The sequence below is a fragment of the Streptomyces sp. NPDC013455 genome (assembly GCF_040632975.1).
In the GTDB taxonomy this organism is placed as follows: Bacteria; Actinomycetota; Actinomycetes; order Streptomycetales; family Streptomycetaceae; genus Streptomyces.
Window position 1 is genome coordinate 151871 of sequence record NZ_JBEYCX010000002.1, and the last position, 11753, is coordinate 163623.

Annotated in this window: 11 protein-coding genes; 4 read left to right on the top strand and 7 right to left on the bottom strand. The window is 75.8% G+C overall.

The window, feature by feature from the left end; genetic code table 11:
- Positions 1-250 precede the first annotated feature (250 nt).
- The 4 genes from ABZ576_RS04825 to ABZ576_RS04840 are packed head-to-tail and all read right to left on the bottom strand — an operon-like array spanning position 251 to position 2953.
- Complete coding sequence (locus ABZ576_RS04825; RefSeq protein WP_360735808.1) at positions 251-676, bottom strand: lasso peptide biosynthesis B2 protein; 426 nt, start codon at positions 674-676, stop codon at positions 251-253.
- Positions 673-927 (bottom strand): lasso peptide biosynthesis PqqD family chaperone, encoded by a 255-nt coding sequence (locus ABZ576_RS04830; RefSeq protein ID WP_360735810.1) that lies wholly within the window; start codon positions 925-927, stop codon positions 673-675. The genes ABZ576_RS04825 and ABZ576_RS04830 overlap by 4 nt, the downstream gene beginning before the upstream one ends.
- A 32-nt stretch (positions 928-959) precedes the next feature.
- Positions 960-2807, bottom strand: coding sequence for a lasso peptide isopeptide bond-forming cyclase (locus ABZ576_RS04835; RefSeq protein ID WP_360735812.1), 1848 nt, complete (start codon positions 2805-2807; stop codon positions 960-962).
- 35 nt (positions 2808-2842) lie between these two features.
- A complete protein-coding gene (locus tag ABZ576_RS04840) occupies positions 2843-2953 on the bottom strand; it encodes a keywimysin-related RiPP (protein WP_360735814.1) in 111 nt (36 codons plus the stop codon).
- Between the two features lie 236 nt (positions 2954-3189).
- Between ABZ576_RS04840 and ABZ576_RS04845 the strand changes: the two genes are divergently transcribed.
- The 3 genes from ABZ576_RS04845 (at position 3190) to ABZ576_RS04855 (ending at position 4871) form a co-directional block, all read left to right on the top strand.
- Positions 3190-3372: a hypothetical protein gene (locus tag ABZ576_RS04845; protein ID WP_360735816.1), complete on the top strand. Its 183-nt coding sequence runs from the start codon at positions 3190-3192 to the stop codon at positions 3370-3372.
- Positions 3373-3489: 117 nt separating this feature from the next.
- Entirely contained in the window at positions 3490-4578 is a 1089-nt protein-coding gene (locus tag ABZ576_RS04850) for a glycosyltransferase 87 family protein (protein WP_360736642.1), read from the top strand.
- Entirely contained in the window at positions 4542-4871 is a 330-nt protein-coding gene (locus ABZ576_RS04855) for a hypothetical protein (protein ID WP_360735818.1), read from the top strand. Before ABZ576_RS04850 ends, ABZ576_RS04855 begins: the two co-directional genes overlap by 37 nt.
- 29 nt (positions 4872-4900) lie before the next feature.
- Here ABZ576_RS04855 and ABZ576_RS04860 read toward each other — a convergent pair whose 3' ends face one another.
- Together ABZ576_RS04860 and ABZ576_RS04865 are read right to left on the bottom strand one after the other, a co-directional pair.
- Positions 4901-6544 (bottom strand): DNA repair helicase XPB, encoded by a 1644-nt coding sequence (locus ABZ576_RS04860; protein ID WP_360735820.1) that lies wholly within the window; start codon positions 6542-6544, stop codon positions 4901-4903.
- 106 nt (positions 6545-6650) lie between these two features.
- Positions 6651-7949: a hypothetical protein gene (locus tag ABZ576_RS04865; RefSeq protein WP_360735822.1), complete on the bottom strand. Its 1299-nt coding sequence runs from the start codon at positions 7947-7949 to the stop codon at positions 6651-6653.
- A gap of 349 nt (positions 7950-8298) precedes the next feature.
- Here ABZ576_RS04865 and ABZ576_RS04870 point away from each other — a divergent pair, with 349 nt between their 5' ends.
- The gene (locus ABZ576_RS04870; RefSeq protein ID WP_360735824.1) at positions 8299-8838 is read left to right on the top strand and encodes a hypothetical protein; all 540 of its coding nucleotides are present in this window, start codon (positions 8299-8301) and stop codon (positions 8836-8838) included.
- Positions 8839-8937: 99 nt separating this feature from the next.
- Here the strand turns inward: ABZ576_RS04870 and ABZ576_RS04875 are convergent, their stop codons facing one another.
- A complete protein-coding gene (locus tag ABZ576_RS04875) occupies positions 8938-11586 on the bottom strand; it encodes a helicase C-terminal domain-containing protein (RefSeq protein WP_360735826.1) in 2649 nt (882 codons plus the stop codon).
- Positions 11587-11753 lie beyond the last annotated feature (167 nt).

The following is an 11753-nucleotide window of genomic DNA, read 5'->3' on the forward strand; positions in this document are numbered from 1 at the left end:
GGCGAGGGGGTCGTCGGTGGGCGTGGACAAGGGGGTGCCTCCGGTGGGCCTGCTGCGCGGGCTACGACGATGCCGCCCGGTTTCCGGCCGGGCGGCGGCACTCCACGAGGGAGGCGGGCAAGGGCGGAGATTTTAGAGGAGGCACTCGGGGTGGGGCGAATGATTTGTCGCCGCGGCCGCCCGCCGGCCGCGGCGACCGTCAGCGGGGACCGGGCCGGCGGAGGTCAGCGGGGAACCGGGCCGGCGGAGGTCAGCGGGGAACCGGGCCGACGGTGATCAGCGGGACGAAGTAGCCGGCGGGCAGGTCCTCGCCCACCGGGTGGCCCTCCGCCTCCACCCAGGCGTGGGCGCTGAAGGGCGGCACGACGCTCGCTCCCGCGCACCAGGTCGGCCAGCTGCCCCCCAGCCGGCACAGCAGGGCGGCCCCCAGGGACCGGGGCAGGCAGCCCTTGGGGCCCGCGCAGCGCAGGCTCACCGCGCACAGGGCGTCCCGGGCCCGCCGGGCCTGCGCCGCGGTGGCGGGGGCGGCGCCCCGCCGGAGCAGCCGCAGGACGGTGCGGATGCGGTGCGGCGGCAGCTGGGCGAGCAGGACGGCCGGCAGCAGGACCAGGCGGGCGGCGAGCCGCCGGCCGAGCGGGACACCGGCGGGCCGCTCCAGGGCGCTGGGCGTGGTCATACGGCCAGCCCGCCGGCGCGCAGCTGCTCGACCAGGGCGTCGACGTCGGCCCGCGCCCGATCGGCGGTGACGTCGAACGCCTCGGTGATCGCGGCCGCCGCGGCCTCCTCGTCGCCGCCCGCCATCAGCGTGTCGACCACCAGGGTCGCGGTGGGGTTCAGCTCCCAGTACTCACCGGAGCGCTGGTCGAGCAGGACCGTGCCGTACTCGGTCTTCGCGGTGCTGACATCGGCTCCGAACCGCAGGGGCATCGCGGCTCTCCTTTCGTTCGGCTTTCACGGGGTCACTTGCGGACTTCGTGCCGCGGCCGCTCCAGCGCGCGCAGCCACACCTCCGCGGCGATCGTCGAGTACAGGACGGCGTCGCGCAGGTGGCGGGTGGCGGGCCGTTCCGCCAGGCGGCGCAGGACGTCGCCGTCGACCAGCCCGAGCCGCTCCAGCCGCGAGTCCTCCCACAGCGCCAGGAGGTCGCCGCGGTGCCGGCGCAGCCCGTCGGCCGCGTCCATGGAGGCGGCGGCCTTGGTGGCCCGCCGCAGGCACGCGTCGGGCACGACGCCGTGCATGGCGGCGGTCAGCAGCGGCTTGTACCGCCAGGGGGAGACGCGTTCCTCGGGGCGCACGGCGAGGCAGGTCTCGACGACCCGGTCGTCGAGGAACGGCGACGCCATGGGCAGCCCCTGGCGGGCGGCCATGTGGTCCCACTGCCGGATGATGCGCGTGCAGCCGCGGATCTGCTCCAGGTCGGCGTGCAGGCCCCGGTCGGGGTGGAGGGGACGCGCCTGCCGGGCGGCCGCGCGCAGCGCCGTACGGGCCGCGTCCTCGGCCTGCGGGGTCACCCACTCGAACAGGCGGGGGCTCATGCCCCAGCCGAGGCCGGTGGCCACCGACGGGGGCAGCGGGTCGCGCAGCCGGTGCGCGGCGTCCGCCAGCCAGGTGCCGTAGGAGCGGGAGTCCGCCAGGGCGCCCAGCATGGGCAGGAGCGGCCACTGCCACAGCGCCTTGAAGCCGCGCAGCCGGTTCAGGGCCAGCAGCGGGCGCCGCCGGGCCAGCCGGTGGTAGTACGCCTCCGAGCACCAGGCCACGTGGTCGCCGCCGATGCCCGTCAGGTGCACCCGGCTGCCCCGCCGGGCCATGGCGGGCAGGTGGTGCAGGACGCGGGCGCGGTCCATGACGCCGATGGTGGGCTCGTCCAGTACGTCGTCGATGCCGAGCAGGCCGGTGTAGACGAGGGGGGACTCCTCGGCGTCCCAGACGACGTGCTCGACGTCGGGCAGCGCGGCGGCGGCCCGCCGGGCCCATTCCAGGTCGGTGTCGGCCGGGTCGCGTCCCGGCCAGGTGGAGGCGACGACCCGGGCCGGCGAGCGGTCGGCGAGGAAGCAGATCGAGGTGGAGTCCAGGCCGCCGGAGAGGTCGCAGCTGACCGTGCCGCCGTGCCGGGTGCGGGCGTCGACGGCCTCGGCGAGGACCTCCCGGACCCGGGGCGCGGCGGTGCCCAGCGGGACGACCGGTTCGGGGGGCGACCACCACCGGCTGTGCCGTACGCCGCGTCCGTCCGGCTGGAGGGTCAGCGCGTCGTGCGGGTCCACGGCGGTGACGCCGGGCCACAGCGGCTCGTCGGCCAGGGGGTGCGGGAGCGGCCACAGCAGGCGCACCGCCAGCCGCTCGGGTTCGGGTTCGGTGCCGAGGGCGGCGGCGAGCACGTCGGCGCGGGTGGCGGCCACCCGGGTGCCGTCGAGCTCGGCGTGGAAGACCAGCCGCAGTCCGGAGGCCGTCCCCCGCACCCGGACGCGTCCGTCGAGGGCGGCGACCAGGTGGAAGCTGCCGGGCAGCGAGCGCGCCCACGCGTCCAGGGCGGCGAGGTCGCGCAGGGAACGGGCCACCCGCTCCAGCTCCGCGGCCCCGACCGGGACGCAGCCGACGAGGGCGAGGGCGGCGGTGCCGGCCCGCGCGCTGACCATCTCCTGGTCCTCCCAGGTGCCGACGAGCCAGGGCCGGCCCGAGGCGTGGTCGAGGGTGCGCGTGCCGGGGCGGGCGAAGGAGCGGGCCACGGCGGCCGCGTCCGCGTGGTCGGTGAAGACCGCGAACTGCGCGCTGCCGTGGCCCGTCCCCGCACTCCTGTGCAGATCAGTCATGACGTCGGGTCAGTGACCTCGGTCCGTCCGCCGGTTCAGTTCTTGCTCAGGATGAGCCGGTCGTTGCCCGCGCTTCCGAGGAGCCCGGTCTCCTTCCGGAACGAACCCAGACGGACCAGGGTCGGCGCTTCGTATGCCTTCTTCATGACCTGTCTCCTTACGGGGGTGTCGTCCGCCCGTCGAGGGCGGCTGACACCAGGAAGCCCGGGACCGGGTCGGTGCGACAAGAGGGAGAAGGACAGTCGTATTGTCGGAAAAAAGGCGCCTTTGGTTCTCTGTTCGAGGGGTGTACGGGTCGCAGGGCGGCGCGACTAGGGGTATAGGGGGCGGCGCCGGGCGTTGCGCGTCGCGGGACCGTGCTCCGAAGAGCCATCCTGGAAACATGAGCGCAGCAGCCCTCCCGCCGGTCCGCGCCCGGCCACCGTCCGGCGCCACGGCCCTCGGCGGCATCCACCACCACCTCCTGGGCGACGCCCTCCGCGCGGTGAAGGTGTTCCTGGAGGCGGTCTTCGACGTCGTGATCCTCGGCGAGTACGGCGAGGAAGCGGGCGTACGCCGCAAGTAGCGGCATAGGGTCACGTCCGTGCGCAAACGGACGGCGACGCCCTCCCTGCCTGCCCTGCTCCTCCTCGCCCTCTCCCTCGCCTCGTTCGTCACCGTGTGCGCCCTGCGCGGCGCGCCCATGGCGGACCTCCTCGTCTACCGGGCCGAGGGCGCGGCCGTGCTCCACGGCGCCGACCTGTACGGCTTCACCGTCACCGAGTGGCGGCTCCCGGCGACCTACCCGCCCTTCGCCGCGATCCTGTTCGTGCCGGCCGCCTGGCTGCCGCTGCCGGCCCTGAAGGCGGCCGTCCTCGCGGGCAACACGCTCCTCCTCGCCGTCCTGGTCGCCCTCTCCGCCCGGCTGGCCGCCCGTCCCCTCGCGCCGGCCCCGCTCTGCGCGGCCACGGGCCTCGCCCTCTGGCTGGAGCCGGTCTTCCAGACGCTCCTGTTCGGCCAGATCAACCTGGCCGTCGCCTGTCTGACCCTGTGGGACCTGACCCGGCCGCCCGGCGCCCGCGCCAAGGGGCTCGCCCTCGGGATCGCGGCCGGCGTCAAGCTCACCCCGGCGGTGTTCGTGGCGTACCTGCTGCTGCGGGGCCGGACGCGGGAGGCGGCGACGGCGGTGGCGGCCTTCGCGGGGACGGTCGCGCTCGGTGCCGCCCTGCTGCCCTCGGCGAGCGCGGACTTCTGGACCCGGCGCCTGTACGAGACCGGCCGGGTGGGCAAGGCGTGGATCGTGGACAACCAGTCCCTTCGGGGACTGGTCGCCCGGGTCCTGGGCGATCCGGAGCCGGGCCTCGGCTGGGCGGTCCCGGCGGCGGCGGTCGTGGTGGCGGGCCTGACGGTGGCGGCGCGCGCCCGCCGGGACGGCCACGGCGTCCTGCTGACCGCGTTCACGGCCCTGCTGATCTGCCCGATCAGCTGGACCCACCACTGGGTGTGGTGCGTGCCGCTGCTCGCGGTGCTGCTGGCGGAGGGACGCACGCGTACGGCGGCGCTGGTGGCCTTCGTCTTCACCGCCCGCACCATGTGGCTGGTGCCCCACGAAGGTGCCAGGGACCTGCAACTGCCATGGTGGCAGCAACCGTTGGCAGCCGCTTACCCCCTCCTGGCGCTCGGGCTGCTCATCTCGTATGACAGCATGATCAGCCGTTGTCCGATCCTTCCGACCGAGCAAACGGGGACCCTCACATGCCCATCTCGAAGCTTTCGTTCCGCAAGGCGGTGAGCGGCCTGACCGCCGCCACCGCGCTCGCCCTCGGCACCACCCTGGCGGCCGCTCCCGGCGCCTCGGCCGTCGGCTCCTCCGCGTGCACCAAGAACATCAAGGACCAGACCCTCCAGGTCGTCCAGTGGGACCACGCCGACATGTACACGAGCCCCAGCTTCAAGTCCAAGGTGAAGAAGTCCGTCTTCGCGGGCAGCAAGGTGCGGGTGTACTGCACCGCGAAGGGCGGCGACTGGTACTACGGCAAGTCCGGCAAGACCAAGGGCTGGATGGAGCACCACGCGTTCTTCTAGACCGGCCTCCCGGGCCGGCGCGGGGCCTGCTAGCCGTCGGCCAGGATCTCGTCCGCGTCCATGATGCGGTAGGCGTAGCCCTGCTCGGCCAGGAAGCGCTGGCGGTGGGCGGCGAAGTCCTGGTCGATGGTGTCGCGGGCGACGACCGAGTAGAAGTGGGCCTGGTGGCCGTCGGCCTTGGGGCGCAGCACCCGGCCGAGCCGCTGGGCCTCCTCCTGCCGGGAGCCGAACGTGCCGGACACCTGGATGGCGACCGTGGCCTCGGGCAGGTCGATGGAGAAGTTGGCGACCTTCGACACCACCAGCACGCCGATCTCGCCCTCACGGAAGGCGTCGAAGAGCCTCTCGCGCTGGGCGTTGGACGTCTCGCCCTTGATCACCGGGGCGTTCAGGTGCTCGCCGAGCTCGTCCAGCTGGTCGATGTACTGGCCGATGACGAGGATCTGCTGCCCGGCGAACCGGCGCACGATCGCCTCCGTGACCTTCCGCTTGGTCTCGGTGGTGGCGCAGAAGCGGTACTTCTCCTCGGCCTCGGCGGTGGCGTACGCCAGCCGCTCGGAGTCGGTGAGGTTGACGCGGACCTCGACGCAGTCGGCGGGGGCGATGTAGCCCTGCGCCTCGATCTCCTTCCAGGGCGCGTCGAACCGCTTGGGCCCGATGAGGGAGAACACGTCCGACTCACGGCCGTCCTCGCGGACCAGGGTGGCCGTGAGCCCCAGCCGGCGGCGCGCCTGGAGGTCGGCGGTGAACTTGAAGACCGGCGCGGGCAGCAGGTGCACCTCGTCGTAGACGATGAGTCCCCAGTCCCGGGAGTCGAACAGCTCCAGGTGCGGGTAGACGCCCTTCCGCCTGGTCGTCAGCACCTGGTAGGTGGCGATGGTGACCGGCCGGATCTCCTTCTTCGTACCGCTGTACTCGCCGATCTCGTCCTCGGTCAGCGAGGTCCGCTTCACCAGCTCGTGCTTCCACTGCCGGGCGGAGACGGTGTTGGTGACGAGGATCAGCGTGGTCGACTTCGCCTGGGCCATCGACCCGGCGCCGACCAGCGTCTTGCCCGCGCCGCAGGGCAGCACGACGACACCGCTGCCGCCGTGCCAGAAGTTCTCCACGGCCTGCTTCTGGTAGGGGCGCAGCGCCCAGCCGTCCTCCAGCAGCTCGATCGGGTGCGCCTCACCGTCGACGTACCCGGCGAGGTCCTCGGCCGGCCAGCCCAGTTTCAGCAGCATCTGCTTGATCTGGCCGCGCTCGGAGGGGTGCACGGCCACGGTGTCCGGGTCGATGCGGGCGCCGACCAGCGGGGTGATCCGCTTGGACTTGAGCACCTCCTCCAGCACCGGGCGGTCGGTGGTGGTGAGGACCAGTCCGTGCGCGGGGTGCTTGCTGAGGGTGAGGCGGCCGTAGCGGTCCATCGTCTCGGCGATGTCGACGAGCAGCGCGTGCGGCACGGGGTAACGGCTGTACTCCACGAGGGCGTCCACGACCTGCTCGGCGTCGTGCCCGGCCGCGCGCGCGTTCCACAGGCCGAGCGGGGTGACCCGGTAGGTGTGGATGTGCTCGGGTGCCCGCTCCAGCTCGGCGAAGGGCGCGATGGCACGCCGGCAGTCGTCGGCCCGCTCGTGGTCGACTTCCAGGAGCAGGGTCTTGTCGGACTGGACGATCAGTGGACCATTCACGCGTGGCACACCCTTTCCACAACGGCCAAACGTCCAGTGTGCCTCATGTGCGCACCTGTCCGCAGGGGCCGCCGGGCCCGGCGGCGCCCCTGCCGGGCGAGCGGTCTCACAGCGCGGCCTCGACCGTGAAGAGCTGGGCGTCCGTACCCGTACAGGGTTCCACGACGGCTTCCGTGCCGGGGGCGGTGCTCGCGTCCCTGATGCCCACGCACCGCCCGTCCGGGACCTTGATCAGATAGCTCCGGCCGGCGGACTTCTCCGGTTTCCCGGACTTCACCGTCTTAGCGGGCCCGGTGGCGAGGAAGCGGAAGACGGTGGTCTGCTCGCAGGCCTCCCACGGTTCGAGGAGCCCCTCGGCGGGACCCGAGGTGAGCGCCTTCAGACACCCTTTGCCCTGGTCGGGCCGGTACCAGGAGATGCGGTAGGCGCCCTGGCCCACGGGGTCCAGCGTCGTGGTCTGCGGCGCCGTCTCGTCGCAGGGGCGCTGTACGGCGACGAGGGAGCCGTACCGCCCGTCCGCCGCCTTGCCGTCCGTCACGCACAGGCCGGGGGAGCCGAGCGGGCGCAGGAGGACCGCCCCGCGCGGCAGCGGTACGGACGCCTCCGCCGGCGGGGACGGGGACGGGTCCCCCGCCCGCCCCGGCCCGTCCGGGTCCCGCAGCGCCCAGGCGCCGGCCGCGACCAGGACGACGGCGAGGAAGGACCCGGCGAGGACGCGGCCACGGCGGCCGCGCAGGGCGTACGGCGCGGACGAGAGGAACCGCCGTACCGGTCCCCCCGCCCCCGCCGCCGCCCGGCCCTCCCCGCCGGGCCCCGCCGGCCGGCCGTCCCCGCCGGGCCCCGCCGGGTCCCTGAAGCCCCCCGGGGCCCCAGGGCCCCCGTCACCCCCCACCGGCCCACCCGGGTCCCCCGGTCTCCGGGCCCCTTCCGGGCCGCCGGGGTTAACCGGTCCCCGGGCCCCTTCCGGGCCGCCGGGGTCCCCCGGTCCCCGGGCCCCCGCCGGGTCCCTGAAGCCCCCCGTGGCCCCAGGGTCCCCGGACCGCCCTGCCCCCGCCCCTCCCGCGGGAGCGTCCGCGCCCCCGGACCCCGCGGAGGCCCCCGTGCCTCCCGTGCCCCCCGCCCGGTCCAGGGACTGGGCGGCTCGTCGGCGGGCGGCCAGCCAGTCGGACAGGTGGTCGCCCTCCCCGCAGGCGCGGACGAACGCCGTCAGCAGTTCCTGCCGGGGCAGTGAGCCGTTGCGCAGGACGTCGGCCAGCGTGCTGCGCGGCAGCTGCTCGCCCTGCCGGGCGGCGCGTTCCTCGAGCTGCCGGTAGGTGAGCCGGGAGCGCGCCTTCAGTTCGCGCAGCTCGGCGGTCAGGTCCGCCATGGTCCGTAACTCCCGCAGCGCAAGCGCTCTCTGGTCCATGGCCCCCATGGTTGTCGCGGGCGTGTCATGGGACAAAACCCTTTCCGGTCAACGTGGCCGGACGTCACCATGTCGCGCCTCCCTCCGCCGGGCCGGTGCCGGTCCGCGGCGGGCCCGGCTGCTGAACCGAGAGGCTGCCCGTCAGCGGCCGGGACGGACAAGGGGAACGCCGTCCGGGACGTGTCCGGGACACGTACGGCGCTGTCCGGCCTGGTCAGAGCCCCGGCGGCCGGCTTGTCCGAGCGGCCCGCCCCGGCCGGCCACCGCCCGGGGGCAACCACGCGCCCGCTTCGCGTGTCTGCAGCGGCGAGCGGTGCGAGGAGCGGCGGGGCGGTGAGGAGGGCGCGTGGTGTCGGCGGGCAGATGGGGATTCGGCGGCGGGGCCGTGGTGGTGCTGCTGGCCAGCGGTGCCTGGGCGATGTGGCCGGGGCATGTGGACGCGCGGCTGTGGGAGCAGGTACGCCCGGTCATCGAGGACCGGCTCGCGGCCGACTCGCGCGGCAGCGGGTACGGCGAGACGAAGCCGGGTCTGCGGGCGCAGTGGTTCTGCCGGGCCAGGGCCCGCGCGCTCGACGAGCGTGACGGGGTCGTACGGGCGGGCGTGACCACGGCGTGCCGGGAGTACGGGGTGCGTGGGGGCGCGCTGGTGGAGTGTTCCGGCGCCGACGTCCCCCAGGTGGTGCGGCTGCGGCGGGACGCGGACGGCGGCTACCGCGTGGTGGCGCGGGAGCAGGCGCCCGACGGCGCGGGGTACGAGAGGTGGGTGGAGGACCACTTCGGCCTCTTCGCCGCACCCGGCCCGGAGGACTGGGTACCGTCCACCGAGCTGGCGGCCGCCGCCCGCGCCCACTTCGGCCTGCCCGCGGCCGCGCCGGTCACCGGCTGCTGAGCGCGCCCGGCCGCGCGCCGGCCCACCGCGGCCCCGGTCAGCGTGGCCAGCAGTCCGCCGCGGGTGTGGCGGCGCCCGTCGGCCACGCCCCCCCGGTGATCAGTCGTCCGCGAGCTCCGCGACCCCGGTGATCCGGTGCAGCGGGAAGGTCCGGACCTCGTCCGCCGTGTGGTCGTACGCCGTCACGAAGCCGCCCTCCACCCGGATCGGGGCGATGACCCGCTGGCTGGCGGCGCCCTCGGCGTTGACGTAGCCGATCCACAGCGAGTCGCCGGTCAGGACGGCGGCCTGCATGGTGGCCAGGGTCTCGGCGGAGGAGGTGCGGGGCAGCTCGCCGACCGCCGGCGGCTCCCCGGCGTGCTCGCCGACGGGCTTGCGCGGAGTGGTGGCGGCCATGTCACCGGCCCGGATCGCCCGGATCGCCGCCCCGAGGAGCGTGGCGTCCGGCGGCGGCGGCCCGTCCGGCACCGGCTCCGGCGCGGTGCGCGGCGGGGTGCGGTGGGCGTGCGCCCGAGTGACCAGGACGTCGCCCTCGGCCGACTCGGCGGCGGGCGCGTAGCCCATCGCGCGCAGCCCTTCCAGCAGCGCCGCCGGGTCGCTCTGCGCGGCCAGCACGGTGGGGGCCAGCCGGCGCAGCCGCAGGGCGGCGGCCCGCCGGTCGGCGAGGATCTCGTTGAGCAGGGTGTCGTCGTCGCAGCGCACGTACGCCGAGGCCGCGCCCACCCGCAGCCGGCCGTGCCGGCGGGCCACGTCGTCGATCAGGTAGGCGAGCGGCTGCGGCACCGGGGTGCGGGAGTGCTCGGCGAGGAAGGCGTGCAGGTCGGCGGCGGTCCGGCCGGCGTCCAGGGCCCGGCGGACGGAGGCCGGCGTGAACCGGTACACGGTCGCGCCGCCCTTGGACTCCACGTCGGCGAGCACCCCCAGCGTGTCCGCGAGCGGACGCCGCAGCGGACCGGGGGCGACGGCCGTCAGGTCGGCCTGGAGCAGGACGTGGTCCAGCGGTTCGGGCAGTAGCGGGGCGAGCAGCCGGGCCGCGGCGGCGGTCGCGACGGCCTGCTCGGCGGCCGGCAGCGGCGTGAGCCGGGCGGGCGGGCGGTGGTGGTGCACGGGCAGCTTGTCGCCGGGACCGGAGTCCGCCGCGGAGCTCGCCGCGGATCCGGCCGGGGCGCCGGCCGCGCCGGCACCGCGCGCCGTGGCGGAGGACGGGCCGGGTGCCGTGGCGGGGGACGGGCCGGGTGCCGTGGCGGGGGACGGGCCGGCGGCCGGTGCCCCGAGCAGCGCGCGCCCGTGCGCCGACAGGGCACCCCGCCCGGTCACCCCCAGCAGCTCCGCCTCCGACAGGGTCCAGCGGGCGAGCCGGGACCGCAGGTCGTCCTCGCCGTCGCGCCGGGCGCCGCGCAGCGGCCGCTCCCAGCGCAGCCGGGCCAGCAGCGACTCGGTGTCCGGGGCCGCACCCTGCGGCAGCGCGGCCAGCAGGGACAGCACCCGGTGCCGTACCTCGGGCGCGGCGGACCGGTCGAGCCCCGGCCCGAGCGCCGACAGGGTGCGGTCCTTGGCGTCCCGGCCGCCGACCAGCCCGGCGGTCCGGGTGGCCGTCAGCCACGCCTGGGCGAGCCGGGCCCAGCGCTCGGCCGGGGGCAGCTCCAGCCACTCGTCGTAGGCCGGGGTGGCCGCGTACCGCTCGTCGGCCTCGCCGTCGGAGGCGACCAGGCCGGCCGCGTAGGCCAGCTCGGTCCAGAAGGCGGCGACCGGCTCGGACACGTCCAGCGCCACGGCGGTCCGCTTCAGGTCCCGGACGCTCAGCCCGCCCGCCCGCAGGACGGGGGGCCCGCCCTCGTGCCACTCCTTCAGCAGCTCCTCCACCGTGGCCAGCGCGGTGAACGCCTGCCCGGCCGCGGTGGCGTCCACCACCTGGGCGCCGTGGGCCGCGGCCGGTGCCACGGCGGGCGGCAGCGGCTCGGGCGTGCGGTGGGCGCGGCCCCCGCGCAGGTGCAGGGCCACCTCGCGGGGCAGGACGACCGTGCCCGGGGTGGTCGGCAGCAGCAGGCCGCGGTCCAGCAGCCAGCGCAGGTGCGCGGCCGGCTCGGCGGTGACCTGCCCGTACGGCGGTCCCCATACCAGCCGGGACAGCACCTCGCGGGCGGCCTCCGGGGCCCCGGCGAGCAGCTTCGCCATCTTCTTGCGGTGGGTGAACAGCGCGGTCAGTGCGGCCACGGCGGACACCGAGTCGTGGGTCGACGGCAGCCCGGCCGCCGTCACGATCTCCTGGATGCGCCCCGGCGACATGCCCGAGGTGGCCTCCTGCACGGTCGGCCCGAGCCCGGTCGGCGACGGGTGCTGCGGGGAGGGCGCGAGCAGCTCGCGGGCGGTCCGCACCAGCCGCAGCCGGTCGTCGTCGCCCCACACCAGCGCCTGCTCGCGCAGCGTGCCGACGGCCCGCGGCAGCGCGCCGGCCACGGTCTCGTCACCGGCGTCCCCGGACATCAGCCCGAGCAGGGTGTCGTACGACGCCGGGTCCGGGGCCACGGCCAGTGCCTCCGCCGTCTGCAGCGCGAAGCGGTCCAGCCGCTCCAGGGCGCGCAGCACCGAGGCCCGGGTGCCGGCGCGGGTGGCGAGCTGGGTGAGGTCGGTGGGGACGGGGGTGATGAGGTCGGGGCGGCTGCGCAGCAGTGCGGCCAGCGAGGAGTCGTCCCGCGCGCGGAGCGCCTCCGCGAGGGACCGAGGGGCTGAGTGGGCCTCGGGGCTCATCCGGCCAACGGTAGCGGACATCCCGGCCGGACCGGAGGGGACGGCCGCGGTGGTCGGAGCGGGGTTCACCGGCCGGGCGTCTGCCGGAGGGGAGGGCGGTGGCGGTCCGTTCGGGGTTCACGGGCCGGGCGGTTGCCGGAGGGGACGGCCGCGGTGGTCGGTGCGGG

What these genes read in the sequence shown, in the direction of transcription:
- ABZ576_RS04825 (WP_360735808.1), bottom strand. Translation starts at nt 676, where the DNA reads ATGACCACGCCCAGCGCCCTGGAGCGGCCCGCCGGTGTCCCGCTCGGC.
- ABZ576_RS04830 (WP_360735810.1), bottom strand. Translation starts at nt 927, where the DNA reads ATGCCCCTGCGGTTCGGAGCCGATGTCAGCACCGCGAAGACCGAGTAC.
- ABZ576_RS04835 (WP_360735812.1), bottom strand. Translation starts at nt 2,807, where the DNA reads ATGACTGATCTGCACAGGAGTGCGGGGACGGGCCACGGCAGCGCGCAG.
- ABZ576_RS04840 (WP_360735814.1), bottom strand. Translation starts at nt 2,953, where the DNA reads ATGAAGAAGGCATACGAAGCGCCGACCCTGGTCCGTCTGGGTTCGTTC.
- ABZ576_RS04845 (WP_360735816.1), top strand. Translation starts at nt 3,190, where the DNA reads ATGAGCGCAGCAGCCCTCCCGCCGGTCCGCGCCCGGCCACCGTCCGGC.
- ABZ576_RS04850 (WP_360736642.1), top strand. Translation starts at nt 3,490, where the DNA reads ATGGCGGACCTCCTCGTCTACCGGGCCGAGGGCGCGGCCGTGCTCCAC.
- ABZ576_RS04855 (WP_360735818.1), top strand. Translation starts at nt 4,542, where the DNA reads ATGCCCATCTCGAAGCTTTCGTTCCGCAAGGCGGTGAGCGGCCTGACC.
- ABZ576_RS04865 (WP_360735822.1), bottom strand. Translation starts at nt 7,949, where the DNA reads ATGGACCAGAGAGCGCTTGCGCTGCGGGAGTTACGGACCATGGCGGAC.
- ABZ576_RS04875 (WP_360735826.1), bottom strand. Translation starts at nt 11,586, where the DNA reads ATGAGCCCCGAGGCCCACTCAGCCCCTCGGTCCCTCGCGGAGGCGCTC.